Source organism: Psychrobacter sp. CLB018, assembly GCF_041222815.1.
GTDB lineage: Bacteria > Pseudomonadota > Gammaproteobacteria > Pseudomonadales > Moraxellaceae > Psychrobacter > Psychrobacter faecalis.
The window spans coordinates 1,296,115-1,319,386 of sequence record NZ_CP166085.1; the positions used below are offsets into that span (position 1 = coordinate 1,296,115).

Consider the following 23,272-nt stretch of genomic DNA (forward strand, 5'->3'; position numbering starts at 1 on the left):
AAACATGAAGAAACTTCACAGTAACCAACGTATGAGCCAAATCGTTACTCATAATCAGACGATATATTTATCAGGCCAAGTTGGCGCTATCGATGAAGATGTGGCTGCCCAAACGTTAAGCTGTCTAAATAAAGTTCAAGGTTTATTAGAAGAGGTAGGTAGTGATAAATCAAAAATTCTGACGGCAACCGTGTGGTTAAAAAGCATGTCAGACTTTGAAGCGATGAACGAGGTGTGGGATAGGTGGTTTGCAGATACGCAGCCACCTGCTCGAGCTTGCGGTGAGTCAGTATTGGCACATCCTGACCTATTGGTAGAGATTACGGTCATTGCTGCTGAGTGAGCCATTTAGATACTTAAAAAGAATAAAGACTTTTATTAATATAAAAAATATTAAGGGACTAATAATGAAGAATATCATCCATGGTGGTCAAGCGATCGTAGATAGTCTGCAATTACATGGAGTCAGTCGCACCTATGTCGTTCCTGGTGAGAGTTATCTCTCGGTATTAGATGGATTATACAACGCTGATATCCAAACAATTATATGCCGACACGAAGCCGCTTGTACCTATATGGCAGATGCTCATGGTAAGTTTACGGGTCAACCAGGTATTGCCATGGTGACCCGTGGACCGGGCGCTGCGCAAGCTTATACTGGTATCCATACTGCATGGCAGGATGGTGTGCCACTTATATTATTCATTGGACTTATCCCTGTTGCTGATAGAGATCGCGAGTCATTTCAAGAGTTTGACCCTAAGCAGTGGTTCTCTAGTCAGTGTAAGCGTGTATTCATATTAGATGAAGTTTCAAGAGCATCTGAGATTGTGGCAAAAGCATTTCATGCGGCTTTAGAAGGACGACCAGGTCCTGTCGTTGTGGGACTGCCTGAAGATATTATTCAGCAGGAGTTTCACGGGCAATTGCATCCAGTGATACCTGTTGCTGAAGGTTCTATATGCGATGATAAGCTTGAGGTAATATTAAATGCGTTATCGAATGCTGAAAAGCCGCTGATTTTTGCAGGAGGACAAAATTGGACGACAGAGGCTTCTGTACAGCTAACAAAGTTTGCCGAAGATAATTGTATTCCTGTTATTCATGATTGGCGAGCCTCAGACAGAGTGACTTTTAACTCTCCTGCCCACGCAGGCTATCTAGGTTACGGGCGCTCGGATGAGTGTGCTGCTCTTATCGAAACGGCTGATGTGCTGCTGACGATAGGTACTGTGTTAGGTGATGTCGCTAGTGATGGCTATAAATTGCGACAGTCTTTTGATAAACCTAACTACATTGTCAATTTAGATACTAGTTTGCGCGGTCATAGTGGCTCAGTTACTGCGCATATTGTCTCTAGCCCTATTAGTTTTGTTAAAGCGATGAGTAAAATGTCGTTGGCAAATTCAGCGTCTCGTGAGACTTGGTTTAATTATTGTCATGAACAACAAAGAAAGGATTGTGCTTTTCCAGAAAAAGCAACAGAAACTCATCACATCACTGATGTAGCCGCTGATCAAAATTATGCCAGTATGACGCAAGTGATCCAGCAGGTCACTAAGCAGTTACCTAAAGATGCCGTATATAGTTTTGGTGCCGGTAATCACTGCTTATGGGCGCAGCGTTATCTGCCTACGCATACTTTCCCAAGTCAGCTCAGTACTAGAAATGGCGCGATGGGCTATAGCTTGCCTTCAGGTATTGTTGCTGCTTTAGAGTCGCCAGAACGCCTATCGATTGTGGTCACTGGCGATGGCGAATTTATGATGAATGAAGCGGAATTATCAACATCCATTCGTTATGATGCCCCTGTTTTAATTATTTTGATGGACAATCAACAGTTTGGTACTATCCGCCAGCATCAAGAAGCACATTATCCTGACCGGGTGTCTGGTACGCAGCTACAAAATCCTGACTTTGCAGCACTCGCTAACGCCTTTGGTGCTCATGGCATACGAATCACTAGTAATAACGATATTAAAGCGAGTGTCACTGAGGCGATGCAGGTCGTCACAGAAGAACGTAAAACGGTATTGTTGCACGTGATTACTGATCCTGAGGAGCTAATGCCCTAGCTGTTAATTTAATTAATATCTTATGCTAATAATTATTCATAACAAGGAAGTATGATGACCAGCTATCAAGTAACGAATCCGGCAACTGGAGAGATAGAAAAGCAATATACCAATCATTCTGATCACGAAATACAGGCTATCATTACCGAATCAGATGATGCTTATCAGGTGTGGCGTACAAGTGACATCAACTCGCGTGTACGAATATTAAATAATATTGCTGATCTGTATGACAAGCAACGGCAAGCCTTAGCGAGAATTATGGCACGCGAAATGGGTAAGCCTGTGGCGCAAGGTGAGGGGGAGCTTGCATTAGTCAGTGATATATTTCGCTATTATGCCAAGTATGGTGAGCAGTTCTTAACGACAGCAGATTTGCCTAATGCTCAAAACGCCGTAGTAAAAAAAGAACCTATCGGAGTATTGCTGGGCATCATGCCATGGAATTATCCTCATTATCAGGTAGCACGATTTATTGCACCGAACTTGATGCTAGGTAATGCGATGGTGTTGAAGCATGCGCCTTCATGCCCAGAGTCGGCTGTAGCTATTACTACTATATTGGCACAAGCATGCTTACCTAAAGGTGTTTATAATAATATTTTTGCAACTAATGACCAAGTTACATCGATCATTAATGACAAGCGTATTCAAGGGGTTTCCTTAACAGGATCGGAGCGGGCAGGTGCGGCTGTTGCACAGACAGCAGGTGCGGCACTGAAAAAGGTAGTGCTCGAATTAGGAGGTTCGGACCCATTTATAGTCTTAGCAGATGCAGATATCGATCAAGCAGTAACCTGTGCATTCATTGGTAGATTTGGTAATGCTGGTCAAGCCTGTAACGCGGCAAAACGTATTATTCTACAAGCGGATATTTATGAGGAATTTGTAGAAAAATTAACCCATAACGTTGAGTCGTTAGAGCCTGCTGATCCATTATGTAAAAAGACTTTTTTAGGACCATTATCTTCTAGCCAAGCTTTAGAAACACTTCAAGCACAATACGATAATGCCATAACGCAAGGTGCTACAGTACTAGTAGCGGGTGGACAGATAGAAAAATCGGGGGCATGGTTTAAACCTGCGCTATTAGCTGACGTAACCCCAGATATGCAAGCCTATTATGATGAGCTGTTTGGACCAGTAGCTGTCGTATATAAAGCGCTTGATATTGAGGAGGCTATAAGGCTTGCTAACGATACGCCATTTGGTCTAGGAGCATGTATTCATACGCAAGATATGGCACGTGGACAAGCAATCGCCGAGCGGCTGAATGTTGGTATGGTGACGTTTAATCAAGCACCGGGGACAGCAGCTGAAATGCCTTTTGGTGGTGTTAAGCGCTCAGGTTTTGGCCGCGAGCTTGGTCCTTGTGGGATGAATGAGTTCGTAAATTTTAAGCTATATAATAAATAAGCGTTTATACAGTCCCGTTATCTCTAGCTATATTGTATTATGAGCTGAGGACAATGATGAAAGGTGCGTTAAACATTCACAGGCTGGATGAGTATCATAAAAACTAAATCCTCTGTGTTTTTAGCAGGCCTTTCATGTTGATTGGTTATCAATATATCTAGAGTATAAGTGCTGAAACTACCATGCTGCAACAGAAATTAGCCGATAGCTTGAATTGGACATTACTTCATGTATTAATTGTTATCTATGAGGAAGGGAGTATTAGTACAGCTGCAAATCGCTTAAATATTACCCAATCAGCGGTCAGTCAAAACCTTAAAAAGCTTGAAGAGCAGCTCGAAAGTCAGCTGGTCATTCGTAATACCAAACCGTTAGAGCTTACACCCATCGGGCATTACTGTCTTCAAGTTGCCCAAACGATATTTACAGAAATAACCTCAATTGAGGCTATGAAGGGTAGCAATTCACATCTCTTAGAAGGCGAGATTAAATTGCTGGTCGCCAGTCGACTCCATAATCCAAAATACAATGATTTTTTAGTATATTTCAAAAAAAAATATCCAAATATAACTTTAGATTTGACAGTAAAATCAAGTATGGATATTTTAAATAACCTCAAACAAAAGACGCCTGCTGTAGGTATCTGCTTAGCCCGACATATCCCAGAAATCCTTAATCACCAATTATTATTTACTCAGCGGTATTACCTATACTGCGGCTATCACCATCCTCTGTTTTCAGTGCCTGATTTGAGTTTTGATGACTTGTTGACGGAGGATTATATCGCTTTTAGTAGTGAAGATATTGGGGATGTTCTTTCGCCAATTACGGTATTTAAAGAAAACCATGATATCACTGGCCGCATTAGTGCTTATACCAACAATTTAGATGAAGCGGTCCGTTTGATTTATACTGGCTATGGAATCGGCGCGCTACCAGATCAATTTATTGCTGCAACGCACCTAGAGTTTAAGCTGAGACGTTTACCGCCAAACGAAGGTATCGCTGATATACCCGTTTATCTTTTTTGGCATAAAGACCGCGCTTTATCACCTATCGAAGCTAAATTTATTGAAGAGATTATAGAATTTGATGTTTCTCTTTAATTAAAACCCTCAAACCCCAATATTAACAACACCATCTGAGAAAAGTGATTTCATACCTAAACCTTCTAGACTATACAAACGATAGTATTTAGGTCTTTTTTGAATCATCAGTGTAAAATAAATCCATTGTAATGGAAAGGTTAATGATATTTCGGGCACCATAGTATTGGGTGTATGCCACCTAATAAATGATAGTTTTAAATTAATATTGGGTTTACTCTAGGGCGTGTCTTCAATTCAATCGATGGACATCTAAATGAACTAAAAATGGCTAAATTTTGCCAAACTTCATCAAATAGCTAGGTAATATCCCGATATTAACGGCGCTATTTTCCTGTTTGACTGCAATTTATCTCATTTTTAAAATGAAGACACGCCCTAATATTGAATCTTTCTTCGCTATCGCTATTAACTTTAAAGCTATCCCTTAATAAGAATAAATATCAGTTCAAAAGTTTTCTTTTTAGGTGATATTAACATCATTGGGGGTCTGACTATATATACTAATATATTCAACGAATTCTTTTATTTGCTATAACGCCTGTTATAAAAACAAAAGTTAGCCCCTTATACAGAGATTTAACTACTAGCATAGCTCAGATATCTAAATTAGTTGACCCTTACACCTTTTCAACCTTTTTAATTTAATTAAAGGAAGTCAATGTATTTAGGTCATAAGTTAGATATCTGAACGTAATTCTCTATTAATTAACCCGTATTGCGCAGACCCGCTGCCAAAGCATTGATACTACGGATTAATGGATCTTCAACAGCAAGATTATCGTCATTATCTGTAGCGTCTTTTTGTCTGGCACGTTTCAACAACTCGATTTGTATGTAGTTAATCGGATCTAAATAAGCATTTCGCCACTGCAGTGACGCGGCAAGGTTTTGCTGATGTGCCAATAATGATGTCTGGTTAAGCAAAGAATTTAAACCTGAAAATGTCAGCTCGTGCTCATCGATTACCGCTTGCATAATCTTTTCACGTAATCCCTCATCTTCACATAACTGACTATAAGCCTGAGCAATGCTCATCTCAGACTTGGTAAACGCCATTTCAATATTACTAATAAATACGTTAAAAAATGGCCAGCAACTGTTCATCTCCCTCATTAAAGCTTCGTCTTGTTTAACACTATGAAGAGCACTACCTACGCCATACCAAGCTGGTAGGGTAAAGCGCGCTAAAGACCAACCAAATACCCAGGGAATCGCCCGCAAGGTTGTCTTACTAGGCAGACCTTTGTTACGGTGCGCTGGGCGTGAGCCGATATTTAATAAAGAGATTTCCTGCACTGGCGTCACTTGTGAGTAGAACTGATAAAACCCTTCGGTATGGTCAGTAAGCGTACGATAACTTTGTTCACCCGCATCGGCTAGACGCGCAAAGAGTGCTTCATAATTTGGTAGTTCAGGCGGTTGCACCACAAATCTTGTTGAGCACGCTTTGAGGGTACCAGTGATGCCCATGGTTAGCTCAAACACAGCGGTATCGGTGTTGGCATATTTGGCATAAAGGACTTCGCCCTGCTCGGTGACTTTAATTTCTCCATGCAGTGTCCCTGCGGGCTGAGCGGCAATTGCATTATGTGTTGAGCCGCCACCACGACTGACAGAGCCACCACGGCCATGAAACAAGCGGGTTTTGATACCATATTCCTCAGCGATACGGTTAATGGTTTGCTGCGCGCTATACAGCTGCCATGCAGAGGTGATAATACCGCCATCTTTTGATGAATCTGAATAACCCAGCATGATTTCTTGCGTGTTATCTAAGTGTTGCAGCAACCCTCGATAAAGCGGATTATCCAAGACGGCAGGTAAAATCTTATCGATATTTTTAAGGTCTTCGATGGTTTCAAACAAGGGTGCGACGGGTAAGTCAGCGGACAGTTGCCCTTCGTCATTCACTGTACATAAGCCTGCAAAGCGCATGAGTAGTAACACTTCTAATAATTGACTGGCGTTATTGGTCATTGATATGACGTAACTGCCGAAAGTATCTTGCCCGACCAGTTTACGTAAGGTTGCCACAGAGTTCATCAAAGCCAATTGTTCGCGTGTTTTATCACTCAAGTTATCGGTATAAATGAGCGGTGTACCGGGCTTTTCAAGTAAGCGCGTTAGCCATTCTTGGCGCTCAGTTTCAGTGAGCATTTGATAATCTGGCAGATTAGAGGCATTGGCAAAAATATCAGCTATCACCTCGCTATGATAAGAGGACTCTTGACGAATATCGAGCGCTGCCAAATGAAAACCACAGGTTTTGACCAAACGAATCATATCAAGTAATAAGCCTTCGCCATGTGCCGTATCGTGAGTATTGACACTTTTCCGAATGATGCGTAAATCTTCTAACAATTCTTGCGGATTGGTGTAAGCATCTTTTTCAGCCTCGCTATCACTACCTTTGCTTTGAATATGGCTATTAGTCGATTTTATTTTGGCAAGAATAATCGATAACAGTCTTCGGTACGGCTCATTGTTGTAATCGTCAGTATTGTAATCAAAGACTCGTCTGTCGAGCTCACGATAACTTTCAATTTTTGTATACACGTCAGGTTCGATAGCGACAATTGTATCGCTGTGAATCAGTTCACGACGCAATTTTTTGATCAACACTTGATAGTGACGCAAGACGGTATTGGCATGCATCAATACGGCCATTTCTGTGGTGTCATGAGTGACAAAGGGATTGCCATCTCTGTCACCACCGATCCAAGAACCAAAGCTCATGAACGCCGGTAAGGGATAGTCTGTTAGCTCAGGATAGATATCAACAATGGCGTCTTTAATATTACGGTAAACTTTGGGAATGGCGCTGAATAAACTGGCATTGAAATAATGCAGGCCATTATTGATCTCGTCATAGACTAAAGGTTTACGCGTCCGTACTTCATCAGATGACCATAATAAATCAATGGTTTGCGCCGTTTGTTCTTTCGCTTGCTCATAGGCGAAACTGTTTTCAGGAAGATTATTCAAAGCATCGCTATGCTTGAATAAACTCTGCAATAGATTCATCGTCGTACGGCGACGCGCTTCAGTCGGATGGGCGGTGAATACTGGGATAAATTTTAGTTGCTCAATCAGCTCTTGCATTTGGGCGGGTTCAATATTGCGCTCACGACATTCAAGCAGCGTACGCCGAAACGAGCCTTCCCAGCTATGTTCCGATTGCATACGCAAGGCTTGACGTTGTTCTCGTAAGTAATTTTCTTCACTGAGATTGGCTAAGAAGAAATAGATAGAAAAGCTGCGGATGACATTTTTTAAGGTTTGGTTGTCTAACGAGGCAATAAAGTCGATGAGTTGTTGCTGGTTCGCTGCGTTAGGCGCCCGGCGTTGCTGGATAAAACCTTGGCGTAGGGTTTCAATCGTGTTGAGTGTTTGTTCGCCCGTTTGCCGAGAAATCGCCTCTCCTAGAAATGAGCCTAATAAGCTGATGCGTTCACGTAATACGTCATTATTTATAGTCATCCTTAACCTTCTCGTTAAATTAGTGGGTGAAATAGTCCTGATAGGCTAATTTATATCGCAGTCTATTGTTTAAAACAATAGGTAAGACCATTATTTATGACCATGTTCATCACTGTAGCCTATCCAGAAGTCTGCATTATCCACGCCAGCCTTTCTAGGATCAAAGATAGGATTAACCCCTAACTTCATCTGCGCATCGTAGTCTTTGAGCACCTTTAATGCAGTTTTGCTTAGGAGTAAAATGGCGATAAAGTTTAGGTAACACATACTGCCAAAGCCAATGTCGCCTAGCGCCCACATCATACCGACAGATTGGACACTGCCTGAGAAGCAAACAATTAAAAAAATCAGTTTTAGTAAGTGCTTAAAGATGGGGTAGCGCAATTTGTTATCCAAATAGACCAAAGTAGTTTCGGCAATATAGTAGTAGGCAATCAAACACGTGAATGCGAACAGGAAAATAGCAATAGCGACAAATCCACTACCGTATTGGCTAAAAACAGTAGATACCGCTGCTTGTGTAAATGCAGTGCCGGCCTCAATGCCAGGCATATTCTCGACCAGCGCCACCCCTTCTGGGGTAGTTACGTTATACATTCCGGTTGATAGAATCATCAAAGCGGTAGCGGTACAAACGAGTACGGTATCAATGTAGATAGAAAAGCTCTGTACCAATCCTTGCTTAGCAGGGTGAGAAACTTCTGCTGCGGCTGAGCTAAAAGTAGCTTCTCCAGCCCCGGCGACATTAGAGAATACAGCGCGACGTACGCCCCATGAGATAGCAGTACCGACCATGCCGCCGAATATAGCATCCATACCAAAAGCACTTTTGAAGATGAGCGCAAACATAGAAGGAATATTGTGAGCATTAAAGGCCAACACAATGACCATCATAACAATGTAGCCAATGGCCATGACCGGAACCACTTTGCCAGCGAAACTAGCGATACGCTTGACGCCACCAAATATGATTATGCCTAGCAGTACGACAATTAGGATACCAGTCACGAATGGAGGGATGTTAAATGCGGTACTAAAAGAATCCGCGATAGTATTTGCCTGAACCCCAGGCACTAGCACGCCATAAGAGAGACAGGTCACGACAGCAACGACGATAGCAAAAGGCTTTAGCTTGAGACCTTTTTCAATATAAAACGGCGAACCGCCTCGATATTGGTCGTCTACCTTATGCTTATAAACCTGTGCCAAAGTGGATTCAATAAAGGCACTGGCGCCGCCTAAAACTCCCATGACAATCATCCAAAATACCGCCCCAGGGCCACCAGCTGCTATAGCCGTTGCGACCCCAGCAATGTTACCGACACCGATACGTCCGGATAGGGCCATACAGAAAGCCTGAAACGAGCTAACCCCTGCTGATGAGGTTTGTTTATCGAATAACAGCTTGATCATCTCTTTAAAATAGCGAATCTGCACAGCGCGGGTCATGATAGTAAAATAGATACCGACGCCTAGTGCAAGATATACCAGCGCGTCGCTCCAAATATACCCGACGATGGTATTAATGATGTTTTCCATAACTTTACTTCCTTGTAATGTTTTTGGCTACGCTGACATTAGTTCTTGGGACGTCCTTGCTTAATTTACCAACCAAATAGTTTTAGTTTGTGTGTATTGAGATAGTGCCTCAAGGCCATTGTCACGCCCGCCGAAGCCAGATTGTTTGTAGCCGCCAAAAGGTGTCGTAATATCTCCTTCTGAAAAGCCATTAATCGAAACGGTACCTGCTTTAATGGCCGCTGCCACACGAAAAGCACGGTGGATATTTTGAGTATAAAAAGACGCAGCTAAGCCATAGCTACTTTGATTAGCAAGCGTGATGGCTTCTTCTTCAGTCTCAAAGCTGGTGATAGCGAGAATCGGACCAAAGACTTCTTCCTTGAACAACGTCATGTCTGCGCTGACATTATCAAAAATAGTGGGCTCGATATACCAGCCACTGCCAACTTCCTCATGGATACGACCGCCTGCAACCAAAGTAGCGCCTTCAGCTTTAGCGGTATCAAGGTAGGAAACTACCTTGTCGAAATGCGCCCTTTCGATCATAGGGCCAATAGCGACTTCAGGGTCATAGGGAAGACCTACTTTCCATGACTTGAGACCTTCTTGTAGGAGGCTCAATAAAGCTTCCTTTTGGCTAGAGTGCACTATTAATCGTGAGCCACAGCTGCAGTTTTCGCTCATATTCCAAAAAGCCGCTGACAAAATATGCTCAACGGTTTGCTCATTGATGAGGGCATCGGCAAACACCACTTGTGGACTCTTACCACCACACTCTAAGACCACTTCTTTTAGGTTGCTTTGCGCAGAATATTGCAGAAATAATCGACCTACTTCGGTAGAGCCGGTGAAGGAAATCATATCGACATCCATGTGCTGCCCGAGTGCCGCGCCGACTTCTTCACCAAGGCCGCAAATCAGCTGTAAGGCCGCTTTTGGTACACCGGCTTCATACGCTAATTGCGTCAAGCGATAAGCTGATAGTGACGTTAGTTCGGCAGGCTTAACAATCACTGAATTTCCGGTTATTAGCGCTGGCGCGACCTTCCAAGCGTACATTTGTGCAGGGAAGTTCCAAGGTAATACTGCGCCAACTACTCCAATTGGTTCTTGTACGATAAGCCCTAGTGCATCAGATCCAGTAGGTGCGACCTTACCAAATACTTTATCAGCAGTTTCGGCGTACCATTCAAAGGTTTCGATCGTAGCGGGTAGATCGGTGTTGAGGCATTCTGTGATTGGCTTGCCCGCATCGACACAGTCTAATGCCGCAAGCTCATCAATGTTTTCATGCATTAACTTGCACCAGCGCTGCATTATAACTTTGCGCTCTGCAGGCGACATCCGACGCCAATCTCCAGTATCAAAAGCATTGCGAGCTGCAATCACCGCAAGGTCAACATCTTGACGATTGCCTTTAGCAATAGTACCGATAGGGTTATTGTCGATAGGGCTATAGTTAGGTAGTGTAGCCTCGGAAACTTGCTCAGAGGCTATAAGATGGCCTGCCCAAAGCTGTTGTTTTTTTGAGAGTTCGAATACTTGCGCAGTGGTCATACTCATTAGATTGTCCTTTTATATAAAGTAATATTCTCAATACGGAGGTGGTTTAACGACTATGACAATAGCGTTAAGAACGTTTGGGTATCTTCATCGGACATGGGAGTCAATGGTATACGTACGGGTCCGACATCGATGGTACCGTTAATGCATCCGGCTTTAGCTTTTTGATTATAGTTACCAGATTCCATAGAATGAATCGCAGGGTACATACCACTCATCAGCTCTTTAGCCCCATCCCAATCGCTTTGCTGTGTCGCTTTAAATAGGGCAACTTGCTCGCCAGGGAAAACGTTGGCCGCACCTGCGATCCAACTTTTTGCACCCCAAAAGAAGAAGTCAACCGGTTGATCATCACAACCACAAATTACTTCGAAATTGTCAAAGTTGGCTTGTAGCAGGCGTAGCGCATGGCTAAAATCGCCACTACTTTCTTTAATGCCTGCAATATTTGGGTGCTTGGCTAGATGAGCAACCGTTTCAAATTCAATGCTTACACCTACGCGCGCGGGAAAGTTGTACATAACGATAGGCAGGTCTGTCGCATTAGCGACTTTTTCGAAATGAGCGATAATACCTTCTTGATTTGGAAGGCTATAAGGATTGGCTGATAGCATTAAACCATCGTAGCCCAGCGCTTTTGCTTGATGTGCCAGCTCAATGGAATGATCGGTCGAAAGGCTGTTAATACCAGCGATTAAAGTGACTTTCCCCTTGGCAGTATCAGCAATAGTGCTTAGGACGAGCTCGCGCTCTTCAGGTGAAAAAGTATAGTATTCGCCAGTAGTACCGCAGGCTACGATACCGGTGACGCCTTTTTCTATAAAGACATTGACTAGTTCGGTTAGAGTTTGCGTGTCAATGTCGCCATTGGCATCAAAAGGGGTAACGATAGGGACTAAAACGCCATGAATGTTCATATAAATATCCTTATTTAATGATAAAAGTCGTTAGTAGGCAGCATGCCAATAGCGACAGTGAAAATTCTATGAGTGATCATAGAGGTAAAATTTGAATTATTTAAAACGATTTAAACGATAAGAAGTAGGGTCTATAGCGGGAGTCTCACCAAAATATAAAGCCGTGATCATATCGGCACTGACGACGGCTTGTGTCAATCCCAGATGCTGGTGACCAAAATTTAAAAGAACGGAACCGCACTTGTCGATAATGGGCAACGAGTCGGCGGTCGAGGGTCTAAACCCCATCCACTGCGTGCTATTTTGACTATCAAGCGGGGTTTTTATCATTGCTTGTGCTTGCTTTAGCAGCATTTGCGCCCGGTTCATATTGGCTGGAGCCTCGAGCCCTGCATATTCTACTGTGCCCGCTAAGCGTAGCCCGGTTTCCATTGGTGTCATGATAAAGCGACGATCCATACTTGAAACGGGTAGGGTTAAGCGTGTGGCTTCGTTAGGCAGCATGAGATGATAACCACGTTCCGTATCGAGAGGAACTGAGATGCCCGTCAACTGTTTGGCTAAAACTTTAGAGTGCGCGCCTGCCGCTAGCATGACTTTTTTGGCATTAATTTGTCGGTTGGCCGTCGTTAAAGTGATGCTATCGGCCGTCACTTTCGCACCCAAAACACGGCAGTTCTCAAAGATTCGACCACCAAGCTCTTTGAATGTATCAGTTAATTTCTGAGCCATGGCTTCGAGGTTAGTGATGTGTCCGGTCTCTGGGAAAAGCAAAGCGCCCAACTGGTTATCTTTTAACTCAGGCTCAAGGTCTAAGAGAGCCGATTGAGAGAGTAGTTCGTTATTCACTCCAAGGTCATTGAGACGATGGCCATGTGCTTTCAATTCGTACAGGCTAGTGTTCTTTTCGACTGTTAATAAAGACCCTTGTACCTTAATCCAGGATGTTAATTGCCATTTATCGGCAAAATCCTGCCAAGCTTGTAGGCTTTGACTATTGAGAGCTAAGAGTGCTTGATGGCTCTGCGCAAAAGGTTCTGAGCGCATATTCAATAGCAGCTTAAAAGCCCATGGCATTAAGCGTGGTAGGTAGCGCCAGTCTATGCGTAGCGGTCCTTCAGGGTTTAATAACATGGCTGGTACATGCTGCAATATATTGGCATCAGCAATAGGAAAGACCTGCTCGGTGGCAATATGACCGGCATTGCCATAAGAGGCTCCGCGGGCGATTTTATCAGCTTCTAGGATAGCGACTTGCACTCCACGAGCTTGCAGACTAACGGCAGCGCATAAGCCAATGATACCGCCACCGATAATATGTAAATCAAACTCTTGATTGCCCATGCTGCTCTCACTTCCTTGTGATTATTAATATGATGCGTCTTGCTCGATCTAATACTGCTTTTAGTCCCTACTTAAAAATCTTGTAAATATCTCTTAGAAGAGGTTTGTAAAAGAATCTATACTGTTATAAAGATATACCCCATTTAAATGGGTCGCTATTTTGGACAATTAGAGAGGTCTCTGCGCAGACATGAGCATAACCACGAATTGTAGGGATGATAGTATTGTCAGGATAAGGGTGAGAAACGGACTGATTTTCGCTAAGCCTTTCAGCAGGTTGATAGCTGGCGCTAAATATACTACCGATAACGCTTTCTTGAACCCAAGTCTGCCCAGGAGCTAATAGGTTATCCGCTGCCAAACAAGCTAATTTGGCACTGGTACCGGTCCCACAAGGAGAACGGTCATAAGCGGCACCTGGACATAAAACGAAGCTTTTGCTATTGGCGCTGGCGAGCTCACTCTGACCAAACAGCTCTATATGATCTATTTCGCCATTATTAGCGCCAGTAATGCCAGCTTCATGAAGTGCAGATTTGATTTGTAAGCTGAACTGGGTAAGCGATTGGACATTACTCGCTTTGATGGCTTGAGGATGCTCACTCACTAAAAAGAACCAATTGCCGCCCCAAGCGATATCTCCATACACAGGGCCAATATTCGGGACTTGAACTGCGACTTGTTTTTGGTAGCGATAAGAAGCTACATTTTGTACACTACAACTGCCGTCTTCATGCAGAGTAGCTTTTACCAAACCAACAGTTGTCTCAAGGTAATGCTCGCCTGGAGTAATCTTTTTCTGATAAGCAAGTGAGGCAATTACACCGATAGTGCCATGACCACACATACCTAAATAGCCACAATTATTGAAGAAAATAACGGCAGCCTTGGCGCGAGGGTCAGTGGGCTCACACAGTAAAGCGCCAACAAGTACATCGTTGCCACGTGGTTCTAGAATGATGCTTTGGCGTAAATGATCAAAGTTTTGTTTAAAGTCGTGGAGTTTTTCTTGAATGGTATACCCACTAAGGTTTGGGAAGCCTTCGTACACCATGCGAGTAGGCTCACCGCCAGTGTGCGAATCAATGATTTTAAAATTAAAAAGTATGGCAGACATAATTAACTTCCCGATTCATCCATGAATTAAGGTGTGTTCGTAGCACTTAATTATTAATAAATAGTGCATAGATATAGAATGCCCCGTTTCGTAAAAGGGGGCTTGTTGTTTTTCCATGAATAAATGCGCATTTCTGCATAGGTTATAGAGCGATATAACGGTATAAAGGTCATATGTTATTTACCTAACGTGCTAAATAGTTATTAGGCTCTAGGGAAGCTCAGGGTAAAATGATTTTAAAGTTTATTTTTCTAATGAAGTATTTATGTACAGAGCCTAAATGGTAATAAGGTTTCTTTAAAATGTTTTTAGGGTTTAGCAGGAGAGCCCAAGAGAGGCTATATGGAAAATGTGCAAATGCTATCGTTAAGAGAGCCGACAAATGGATTGTCAAAACAGCTACAGGCTTATCGACCAAAAAACTTGCAGGAGTTTGTTGGTAACGTATCATTATTAATACCTTTGCTTGATACTATGGCGAACACGGTATTTTTTGTGAAAGACAGCCAAGCATGTTATCAATTAGTAAGTAGGACACTGATTAAACGTAGTGGGTTCAAAGATAAAAAAGAACTTGTAGGGCTAACTTCAGAGCAAGTGTTTTCAGAGCCTCAAGGCAAAGATTACCTTAATCAGGATATGAAAGTGCTGAAAGAGGGCAGGGAGATTACTGATAGACTGGAGTTACATAGCTATGCTTCTGGACAGCTAGGGTGGTGTATCACGCAAAAGCTACCGGTATATAATACAGAACGGCGTATTGTAGCAATGGTGGGCATATCGGTCGATATCGATGAAGATAATGAGCGAATATTGCGTAAGCACGCTCGCTTGGCAAGTGTAGAGGAGTATGTACGAAACAACATTGATCAAAAGATTCATATTGTGCATTTAGCGACGCTGGCGAATCTTAGTCAATCACAACTAGAGCGTACTTTTAAGGCAGTACTTAATATGTCGCCGATTCAGTTTGTACAAAAACTTCGTTTAGAGCATGCGATTCGTCTTTTGGCAGACCATAAGCTCACAGTGACGCAAATCTCTTTAAATTGTGGTTATGGTGATCATAGTGCTTTTAGTCGGCAGTTTAAGCAATTTACTGGAATGTCACCTATTAAGTTTCGTAAGATGCATTTTAAAATATAGTGACCAAGGTTTTTCTTTCGTATCATATTATAGGGTTGTGTAGTAGTACCATTAAATTGGATAGCTACTAAGAAGTTATGCTAACTCAAAGAATGAACATAGTATGACCAGCAAACGCAATCAATATACCCGAGAATTCAAGCTTGAAGCTATTAGTTTAGTCGTTGATCAAAAACGTAAAATACCTGACGTGGCCGATTCCTTAAGGATAGGCAAATTTACCTTTCAGAAATGGCTGATCTAGTATCGACAAGAAATGAACGACCAAGCACCTACAGCTGGCAATTCATAAAACGCATGACAATATCCTAGCTCGCAACTTTAGCCCAACAGCGTCCCATCAAGTTTGCACGGATGATGTGACTTATATCCGTAACAAAGGTGGCTGGTGTTATTTAGCCGTCGTTTTAGACTTGTACGCTCGTCGTGTGGTGAGATTTGCCGTGCCAGAATTTCTGACAGTGTGCTGACCGCTAATGCGTTGCAGATAGCATATCAAAGTAGAATCAGACCCAGTGCTGTGTTATTTCACTCCGATCAGGGAACCTATTATACCAGCAAGAAATTCGCTGAATCCGCGGCAAGTTGTAAGGGTATGACACAAAGTATCAGGCGTCGTGGTAATCCACTATGGGCACAGCTCTTCGTCTTGCACTTGGGCAAAGCAGTGCTTTGCTAAACCTCGCTCATGGGACAACGCCCCAACTGAAAGGTTCTTCAGGAGCTTTAAAATTGTGTGGATGCCAAAGGGCGGCTTCGAGGATATAGCTGAAGCATCAAATGCTATTAGCGACTATATCTGGGGCTACTACCAAACGGTGAGACCGCACAGCTTCAATAATTATTTACCGCCGGCTGAAAAAGAAAGACGTTACTTTAATCAAAACCTCTTATCAGGTGTCCTAAATTAGTTGACCACTACAGTGATACCACACCGCTTTAATGATTATTTGCCACCAGCATAAAAAGAGGAACGCTACTTTAATAAAAATCTCTTATTAGTTGTCTTAAATTAGTTGATTACTACACAGCCTACTTAATCAAAATCTTCCAAGTTTCTCTATGGCAGGCGCTATATCCTTTGTAGCACTCCAAAATTCTTTTTCGAACATTACCTTTTATTTAAATATTAATAGGGATTACAGATGATGCGTTCTAGATAATGTAGAGATTATCTTCTATATTATTTTTCATATGCAACAGACGAGGTGCGATATCTTCCTCTAGTTTGTCACGGCTAAGGACAAAGTTTGGTGCGCCGCAATTAAAAGTTAGTAAACCCTCAGTAGGATGCATCAAGGCCGTAGCAACTGCATTGACGTCTTTTTGCCACTCACTAATCGAGAAGCAGTACCCATAATCTTCATAATCTTTAAAGGCTTTGTCCAGTCCTCGCCTAATCTTTAGCCAATCATCTTTATGCTTAGTACGAATGGCATCAAGGATGAATTCTTGCTCTGCCTGCGGCATGCTGGCCAAGCAGGCTCTTCCCATTGAACTTAAATGAATAGGTAAGTATGAGCCAACATTACGCCGCATCGTAGTCGTACTTGAGCTTTGTACGACATTTAGATATACCATCGTCAGGCGATCACGAGTTGCCATAGCAACGGCACTGTTAGCATAATCTGCAAGCTCTTCCATGTACGGTGTGACCAGATTATTGATAGAGATATTCGCCATCATTGTGTAGCCAAATCCCATTACGCCTACAGAGAGTTGATATTTACTACTGTTTGCCGATTGTTTTAAATATCCTAACTTAACCAATGTATACGTAAGACGAGTGATTGTGCCTTTCGGAAGCCCTGTTAATTGACTTAAGTCTTGATTGCCAAGATATGGACGCTGCGGAGTAAAACAACGCAGTAGTTCAAGTCCTCGAGCCAATGCCGTGACAAACTGTCTATCATTTTGATCTCTCATCTCTGCAATGGGTTCTAGCAATTCAATATGCGTTGTATTGTTAGTGCCTTCATCCACTAGGTTTTTAGTTGTCATATATTATTTTTAATCTCAATTAAGTTAATATAAATATGATAGTAAACGCACTATTTTCCGTACTTTATAATCAAAAAAAGGATTCTAAGCTGATAGTAGTCGACATCTTTAATAATACTATATTAAAGATGCCATTAAATTCTTAGCACAGGTATTATAAGCTATTTCGCTATGCGGTATATATATTGGATAATATTACGCCTTTTGTGGGTCGTACTGTTGTTCTTTAATGAATAAGGTTGGAATAAGACCACATAAGAAGTACGCACCTGCCATCAGTAATAAACCTGCGCCGATAGAGTTTTGCATAGCCATATAACCAATAGCGACAGGGGCGATAACTGAGCCTAATCGTCCGATATTGAATGCGCCACCAATAGCAGTTCCTCTAATAGCAGTAGGGAAACTCTCGGTTAAATAGGTAGCGTTGATAGCATAAGGAATACCATATAGGAAACCAAAGGTTAACATAAGCCAACCGATATTTTCAGGAGTATGGAAATATACTAATACTGGGATAAAGAGCGCCGTGCCCATAGTACCGAAAGCAAAAACTATCTTGCGACCAATTTTATCAGCTACAAAGCCTGCCACCACTTTTGCAAACATCATGGTTAGATATGTACCTGCCATATATAGAGCCATTTCCTTAAACTTGATACCCAATTCAGTTTCTAGGTAAGAAGGTAGCCAGTTACTGACTCCGAAATAGCCAAATAGTAAAAGACCTGAACTCATTGACCATAAGATGAACATGATGCGATGTTTGGGATTTTCAAATATGGCTTTATAAGGATTTTCAGGTTTTTGAAGAGAGTCTTTTGCACCACTGAGTTTAAGAGCGTGTGCCGCTTTCCAAGAGTTTGGTTCAGGTATAAGAAAATACATTGCTATAGATAGAGTAATAGGTAAAAACGTTAACAGGTATAGTGTGCGCCAACCATAACTTGGAATAATCCAAGCTGATATGCTGGTAATAACCAAAGATCCTAAGGTAAAACCTGTCATCAATGCGGCAAGTACCGTCGTTCGATGTTTGGTAGGTACCATCTCAGACATCAAGGTATTGGTGGCAATGTATAAGCTGCCAAGACCCAAACAAGCGGTGAATCTTAATGCTACAAACTGCTCATAGCTTTGCACAAATCCGCTAAAGCCAGAAAGAAGGGAGAAGAGTGCTGTCGCAAGCACGATCACACGTACTCGTCCAAAACGGTCACAGGCCCAACCACCGAAAAACCCACCGATGGCCATGCCAAATAAGGACCAACTGCCTAAAGCACCCGCTTGTACATTGGTCAACCCAAATTCTAGCTTTATACTTGAAAGTGTAAAGGCGAGAATACCAATATCAGCTCCATCGCATAATAGAACTAAAAAACAAAAAAAGAAGGCCAATTTCCAAGGCTGTTTTTGCACAGGAATTAAGCTCGGATTTGAAATTATAGCGGCACTTTTCACAATTTATATCCTTATTTTTGTGAGAGTAAAAGACTATGAGCATATGGGTATAGTGACGTTACTCAGGTATCTGCATCCCAGCAAATACATGAGTACGCTTTAATAATGTAAATACCTGTTACTAATCAAATAACTAGCATTTAAATAAGTGAAAACTACTCGCTCACCTCTTTAATCATATTGCGAGCAATGATGATTTGCTGAATCTGAGTAGTCCCTTCATATAAACGATATAAGCGCACATCACGATAAAAGCGCTCAATACCATAGTCGGCGATATAACCAGCACCGCCATGAATTTGCACCGCTCTATCAGCGACGCGGCCGCACATTTCAGTGGCAAACATCTTGGCACATGACGACTCGGTAACGACGTCTTTACCTTCATCGCGCAGGCGTGAAGCATCTAATACCATAGATTTGGCCGCATAAATCTCTGCTTTTGAATCAGCAAGCATCGCTTGAATAAGCTGGAAGTTGGCAATCGGTTGCCCAAACTGCTTACGTTCGACAGCATAACGTAGCGCATCATCTAGCATTCGAGTAGCTGCTCCGGTACTTGCGGCGGCGATATGTAAGCGCCCTTTATCAAGGACTTTCATTGCTGTTTTGAAACCTACACCCTCGACACCACCTATCAAAGCGCTAGCAGGAACGACGCAGTTATCAAAAATCACATCACAAGTATGAGCGCCTTTTTGCCCCATTTTTTTGTCAATTTTGCCAAGCGTAATACCAGGGGTATCGCTCTCGACGATAAATGCTGAAATACCGCCCGACCTTTTATTATCGGGGTCAGTGCGTGCCATGACGGTAAATATACCGGCTTGAGGAGCATTGGTTATATAACGCTTGGTGCCATTAAGTACATAGTTGTCACCATCTTTAATAGCCGTGGTTCGGAGTGAGGCAGCATCTGAGCCTGACTCTGGTTCGGTCAAGCAAAAAGAGCCGATGATTTCACCACTGGCAAGTCTTGGTAGATATTTTCGTTTTTGTTCTTCGGTGCCATCAATCACAAGACCAGATGAGCCGATACCGTTATTTGTCCCTATTAATGAGCGAAAAGCGGGTGAGGTGCGTCCCAATTCAAATGCCAGTGTGACTTCTTCTTCCATAGTAACGCCAAGCCCGCCGTACTCTTCGGGAATGGTCAGTCCAAACAGCCCTAATTCACGCATCTGGCTGATGATCTCTTCTGGCAGACGGTCGTTTTCTGCTACCCAATCTTCTTTCGGTATCAACTGGTTGTTTACAAACTGACGAACAGTTTGGACGATATGGTCGAGTACTTCCTTATCTCTAATCATGTAGTTCTTCCTTGTTGAAATAATATCTAATATTGCTAATAGGGACTTTATGGTTAATTCGAACAAACAGCATAATGGATAGTTTATTAAATTACAATACTTTTGGTTTAAAAAACCGCAATGCGGTATTTATTAAGAGTATATATCTTTGACTTAGGGTTTATTTCTGAATTTAACTGGGTTTTTCTCTTCACAAATGGAAATAAACAGTATATATTGGCACTAGATATCGCTATGCGGTATTAATTACACAATTTTAAGGTGTTTTAAGGATTGCAGTATTTTGCTTTTAAGAATTGCAGTATTTTGCTTAAGGGCACTGTTTAAATTAAAGGACACTATTTAAAGGATGGCATCATGGAAGAGCAAATAATTTTAATTGAGCAGCAAGTAAATGGCGTTTGCGTGATAAGGCTTAATCGTCCTAAAGTTCGAAATGCTTTAAATACCGAATTACGTCAGAAACTGGCAGAAATTTTTATCCAATTAAACGATGACCCTCAGATTAAAGCTATTGTGCTGACGGGCGGTGACAAAGTGTTCGCCGCGGGCGCTGATATTAATGATTTCTTAACCGCAAAAACGGTTGATGTGTATCTCCGTCATAGCGAACGTTATTGGGATGCCATCACCAATTGCCGTAAGCCGATTATTGCAGCGGTCAATGGTTATGCCCTTGGCGGCGGCTGTGAGCTTGCTATGCATGCCGACATCATCGTCGCTGGTAAGTCGGCTAAGTTTGGACAACCAGAAATCAAAATTGGATTGATGCCAGGAGCAGGAGGCACGCAGCGGCTGTTTCGCGTGATTGGCAAACATAAAGCCATGAAGCTGATATTAACGGGCGACATGATAAGTGCTGATGCAGCGGATCAAATGGGATTGGTTTCTGAAGTGGTCGAAGATGAAGCGACTATTAATCGTGCTATTGAAATCGCTGAACAACTCGCAGGTTACTCGCCTATTGCGTTAACTCAAATCAAAGAAGTTGCCAATCTCGGGGTGGACATGCCGCTACAAGCCGCATTGGCTCTAGAGCGTAAAGCCTTTCAGATTTTATTTGATACAGAAGATCAAAAAGAAGGGGCGAAAGCTTTTTTGGAAAAACGTAGTGCTGAATACAAAGGACAGTAGCTTGTTGAGACAAACATAGGCATAGCTAAATCAATTTTCAAAACGAGAGCATATAAAGGATTATTATGACCTTGAACACATTGGCCATTATTGGTACAGGCATTATGGGTATGGGTATCGCCCAAATCGCAGCGCAAGCGGGCATTCAAGTACTTTTATTTGATGCCAAGGCAGGATCTGCTAAGCAAGGACGCCAATCCCTTCAAGCGACCCTAGAAAAACTGGCCGCCAAAGGTAAATTCACCGATGAGCAGCTACAGTCTACTTTAGCCAATCTGACCGTGATTGAAAATATAGCTAAAATTGCTGAGGTAGATGTCGTAATCGAAGCGATTGTCGAAAATTTAGAAATAAAACAACAGCTGTTTAAACAGTTAGAAAGCATTGTCCGTGCCGAGACGATTTTGGCAACCAATACTTCATCACTAGCAGTGACCGCGATTGCCTCCGATTGTGAGCACCCAGAGCGCGTAGCTGGATTTCACTTTTTTAATCCAGTACCTTTAATGAAAATCGTTGAAGTGATTCCGGGTATCTCAACCAAGCCTTCAGTGGTCGAGACACTTACAAGTTTAGCCAAACGCATGGGGCATTTAGGGGTAGTGGCAAAAGACACCCCAGGGTTTATTGTCAATCATGGCGGCAGAGCTTATGGCACGGAGGCCTTAAAAATACTAGGCGAGGGAGTCGCTAGTTTTGAGGATATCGATCGTATTTTACGTGAAGGGGCTGGCTTTCGAATGGGACCGTTTGAGCTGCTTGATCTCACTGGTATCGACGTATCGCATCCAGTTATGGAGTCCATTTATAACCAGTATTATTCTGAGCCTCGCTATCGTCCGCATCCCTTAACCCGTCAAATGCTAATAGGAAAAAAGCTTGGCCGCAAAGTCGGTGAAGGCTTTTATTACTACACAGAAAATAAAAAACAAGATGGTCAAAAAGTAACAGTAGATCCTTCCAAACAATTACCTTTTAAGACAGATTCCGATATCTCAAACATCTCAGTTTGGATTGGGGCGGATTTAGCAGAAGATAAACAACAACTGGTTGATTATCTAAACGCTAATGGTATTACTATCGACGATAACGAGAAACCAAATTCTGACAGCTTAATATTGCTGGCTATCTATGGTGACGATACCACCAATGCAGCTATCCGCTATCAGGTTAATCCTAAACAAGCGGTTGCCATCGATATGCTGACTGACTTATCCAAGCATCGTACGTTGATGCCAAGTATCGTCACGCAAGATAACTTTATAGCGCAAGCTTATGCCCTATTTGGTAGAAGTAATAAATTCGATAAAAGCTCGGATGAGGGTTCAAATGTTGCTGTCGATGCCACACTAATTACCGAAAGCACGGGTTTTGTGGCGCAGCGAGTCATTGCCATGGTAATTAACTTAGGCTGTGATATTGCGATGCAAGGTATTGCGTCTCCTGAAGATATCGATAATGCCGTTAAGATTGGATTGGGTTATCCGTATGGCCCTATCTCATGGGGGAATAAGCTTGATGCCAAGCGAATTTTACTGATTTTAGAACGCATTTATGGGTTAACGGGTGATCCGCGTTACCGTCCAAGCCCATGGTTACAACGCCGCGCTAAGCTGGATATCTCGCTATTTACTCAGCAGAGCAAGTATTCACGCTAATGACCTAGTTATTTAACGAT

The 23,272-nt window shown here is 42.5% G+C and carries 18 protein-coding genes; 9 read left to right on the top strand and 9 right to left on the bottom strand.

Going from position 1 to position 23,272, the window contains the following annotated elements:
- Positions 1-4 precede the first annotated feature (4 nt).
- The 4 genes from AB8P72_RS05555 (at position 5) to AB8P72_RS05570 (ending at position 4,597) form a co-directional block, all read left to right on the top strand.
- The gene (locus tag AB8P72_RS05555) at positions 5-343 is read left to right on the top strand and encodes a RidA family protein (RefSeq protein WP_193031438.1); all 339 of its coding nucleotides are present in this window, start codon (positions 5-7) and stop codon (positions 341-343) included.
- A 64-nt stretch (positions 344-407) separates the two neighbouring features.
- Positions 408-2,075 carry a thiamine pyrophosphate-dependent enzyme gene (locus AB8P72_RS05560; RefSeq protein ID WP_369958191.1) on the top strand — a complete coding sequence of 556 codons (1,668 nt, stop codon included), beginning with the start codon at positions 408-410 and terminating at the stop codon, positions 2,073-2,075.
- 54 nt (positions 2,076-2,129) lie between these two features.
- Entirely contained in the window at positions 2,130-3,491 is a 1,362-nt protein-coding gene (locus tag AB8P72_RS05565) for an NAD-dependent succinate-semialdehyde dehydrogenase (protein WP_200661702.1), read from the top strand.
- A 182-nt stretch (positions 3,492-3,673) separates the two neighbouring features.
- A complete protein-coding gene (locus tag AB8P72_RS05570; RefSeq protein ID WP_200661701.1) occupies positions 3,674-4,597 on the top strand; it encodes a LysR family transcriptional regulator in 924 nt (307 codons plus the stop codon).
- 708 nt (positions 4,598-5,305) lie between these two features.
- Here AB8P72_RS05570 and ppc read toward each other — a convergent pair.
- The 6 genes from ppc to AB8P72_RS05600 form a co-directional block, all read right to left on the bottom strand.
- Complete coding sequence (ppc, locus tag AB8P72_RS05575; RefSeq protein ID WP_369958192.1) at positions 5,306-8,080, bottom strand: phosphoenolpyruvate carboxylase; 2,775 nt, start codon at positions 8,078-8,080, stop codon at positions 5,306-5,308.
- 90 nt (positions 8,081-8,170) lie between these two features.
- The gene (locus tag AB8P72_RS05580; protein WP_306495732.1) at positions 8,171-9,619 is read right to left on the bottom strand and encodes a sodium:alanine symporter family protein; all 1,449 of its coding nucleotides are present in this window, start codon (positions 9,617-9,619) and stop codon (positions 8,171-8,173) included.
- Between the two features lie 60 nt (positions 9,620-9,679).
- A complete protein-coding gene (locus tag AB8P72_RS05585) occupies positions 9,680-11,164 on the bottom strand; it encodes an aldehyde dehydrogenase (protein ID WP_068407412.1) in 1,485 nt (494 codons plus the stop codon).
- A 53-nt stretch (positions 11,165-11,217) separates the two neighbouring features.
- The gene (dapA, locus tag AB8P72_RS05590) at positions 11,218-12,081 is read right to left on the bottom strand and encodes a 4-hydroxy-tetrahydrodipicolinate synthase (protein ID WP_305935352.1); all 864 of its coding nucleotides are present in this window, start codon (positions 12,079-12,081) and stop codon (positions 11,218-11,220) included.
- Between the two features lie 96 nt (positions 12,082-12,177).
- Positions 12,178-13,425, bottom strand: a complete 1,248-nt coding sequence (locus AB8P72_RS05595) for an NAD(P)/FAD-dependent oxidoreductase (protein ID WP_369958193.1) — start codon at positions 13,423-13,425, stop codon at positions 12,178-12,180.
- 124 nt (positions 13,426-13,549) lie between these two features.
- Positions 13,550-14,542, bottom strand: coding sequence for a proline racemase family protein (locus tag AB8P72_RS05600; RefSeq protein ID WP_369958194.1), 993 nt, complete (start codon positions 14,540-14,542; stop codon positions 13,550-13,552).
- A gap of 342 nt (positions 14,543-14,884) precedes the next feature.
- Between AB8P72_RS05600 and AB8P72_RS05605 the strand changes: the two genes are divergently transcribed.
- The 3 genes from AB8P72_RS05605 to AB8P72_RS05615 all read left to right on the top strand — a co-directional run bounded on the left by AB8P72_RS05605 (position 14,885) and on the right by AB8P72_RS05615 (position 16,599).
- A complete protein-coding gene (locus tag AB8P72_RS05605; protein ID WP_068407399.1) occupies positions 14,885-15,688 on the top strand; it encodes a helix-turn-helix domain-containing protein in 804 nt (267 codons plus the stop codon).
- A 103-nt stretch (positions 15,689-15,791) separates the two neighbouring features.
- The gene (locus AB8P72_RS05610; protein ID WP_068407396.1) at positions 15,792-15,932 is read left to right on the top strand and encodes a transposase; all 141 of its coding nucleotides are present in this window, start codon (positions 15,792-15,794) and stop codon (positions 15,930-15,932) included.
- 496 nt (positions 15,933-16,428) lie between these two features.
- Positions 16,429-16,599: a hypothetical protein gene (locus AB8P72_RS05615; protein WP_369958274.1), complete on the top strand. Its 171-nt coding sequence runs from the start codon at positions 16,429-16,431 to the stop codon at positions 16,597-16,599.
- A gap of 244 nt (positions 16,600-16,843) precedes the next feature.
- On the opposite strand, the gene AB8P72_RS05620 is transcribed toward AB8P72_RS05615, so the two are convergent.
- From AB8P72_RS05620 to AB8P72_RS05630, 3 genes are all read right to left on the bottom strand, one after another.
- A complete protein-coding gene (locus AB8P72_RS05620; protein ID WP_306495740.1) occupies positions 16,844-17,689 on the bottom strand; it encodes an IclR family transcriptional regulator in 846 nt (281 codons plus the stop codon).
- A 195-nt stretch (positions 17,690-17,884) separates the two neighbouring features.
- On the bottom strand, positions 17,885-19,150 hold the full coding sequence (locus AB8P72_RS05625; RefSeq protein WP_369958195.1) for an MFS transporter: 1,266 nt from the start codon (positions 19,148-19,150) through the stop codon (positions 17,885-17,887).
- Between the two features lie 155 nt (positions 19,151-19,305).
- Complete coding sequence (locus AB8P72_RS05630) at positions 19,306-20,460, bottom strand: acyl-CoA dehydrogenase family protein (RefSeq protein WP_068407388.1); 1,155 nt, start codon at positions 20,458-20,460, stop codon at positions 19,306-19,308.
- A gap of 357 nt (positions 20,461-20,817) precedes the next feature.
- Here AB8P72_RS05630 and AB8P72_RS05635 point away from each other — a divergent pair, with 357 nt between their 5' ends.
- Positions 20,818-21,594 carry an enoyl-CoA hydratase gene (locus tag AB8P72_RS05635; protein WP_369958196.1) on the top strand — a complete coding sequence of 259 codons (777 nt, stop codon included), beginning with the start codon at positions 20,818-20,820 and terminating at the stop codon, positions 21,592-21,594.
- 65 nt (positions 21,595-21,659) lie between these two features.
- Positions 21,660-23,252: a 3-hydroxyacyl-CoA dehydrogenase gene (locus tag AB8P72_RS05640; protein ID WP_369958197.1), complete on the top strand. Its 1,593-nt coding sequence runs from the start codon at positions 21,660-21,662 to the stop codon at positions 23,250-23,252.
- Positions 23,253-23,272: the final 20 nt, after the last annotated feature.

Bases quoted from the DNA above. Each gene is read 5' to 3' on its own strand.
- AB8P72_RS05555 (WP_193031438.1), top strand. From the start codon at position 5: ATGAAGAAACTTCACAGTAACCAACGTATGAGCCAAATCGTTACTCAT.
- AB8P72_RS05560 (WP_369958191.1), top strand. From the start codon at position 408: ATGAAGAATATCATCCATGGTGGTCAAGCGATCGTAGATAGTCTGCAA.
- AB8P72_RS05565 (WP_200661702.1), top strand. From the start codon at position 2,130: ATGACCAGCTATCAAGTAACGAATCCGGCAACTGGAGAGATAGAAAAG.
- AB8P72_RS05570 (WP_200661701.1), top strand. From the start codon at position 3,674: ATGCTGCAACAGAAATTAGCCGATAGCTTGAATTGGACATTACTTCAT.
- ppc (WP_369958192.1), bottom strand. From the start codon at position 8,080: ATGACTATAAATAATGACGTATTACGTGAACGCATCAGCTTATTAGGC.
- AB8P72_RS05580 (WP_306495732.1), bottom strand. From the start codon at position 9,619: ATGGAAAACATCATTAATACCATCGTCGGGTATATTTGGAGCGACGCG.
- AB8P72_RS05585 (WP_068407412.1), bottom strand. From the start codon at position 11,164: ATGAGTATGACCACTGCGCAAGTATTCGAACTCTCAAAAAAACAACAG.
- dapA (WP_305935352.1), bottom strand. From the start codon at position 12,081: ATGAACATTCATGGCGTTTTAGTCCCTATCGTTACCCCTTTTGATGCC.
- AB8P72_RS05595 (WP_369958193.1), bottom strand. From the start codon at position 13,425: ATGGGCAATCAAGAGTTTGATTTACATATTATCGGTGGCGGTATCATT.
- AB8P72_RS05600 (WP_369958194.1), bottom strand. From the start codon at position 14,542: ATGTCTGCCATACTTTTTAATTTTAAAATCATTGATTCGCACACTGGC.
- AB8P72_RS05605 (WP_068407399.1), top strand. From the start codon at position 14,885: ATGGAAAATGTGCAAATGCTATCGTTAAGAGAGCCGACAAATGGATTG.
- AB8P72_RS05610 (WP_068407396.1), top strand. From the start codon at position 15,792: ATGACCAGCAAACGCAATCAATATACCCGAGAATTCAAGCTTGAAGCT.
- AB8P72_RS05615 (WP_369958274.1), top strand. From the start codon at position 16,429: ATGCCAAAGGGCGGCTTCGAGGATATAGCTGAAGCATCAAATGCTATT.
- AB8P72_RS05620 (WP_306495740.1), bottom strand. From the start codon at position 17,689: ATGACAACTAAAAACCTAGTGGATGAAGGCACTAACAATACAACGCAT.
- AB8P72_RS05630 (WP_068407388.1), bottom strand. From the start codon at position 20,460: ATGATTAGAGATAAGGAAGTACTCGACCATATCGTCCAAACTGTTCGT.
- AB8P72_RS05635 (WP_369958196.1), top strand. From the start codon at position 20,818: ATGGAAGAGCAAATAATTTTAATTGAGCAGCAAGTAAATGGCGTTTGC.
- AB8P72_RS05640 (WP_369958197.1), top strand. From the start codon at position 21,660: ATGACCTTGAACACATTGGCCATTATTGGTACAGGCATTATGGGTATG.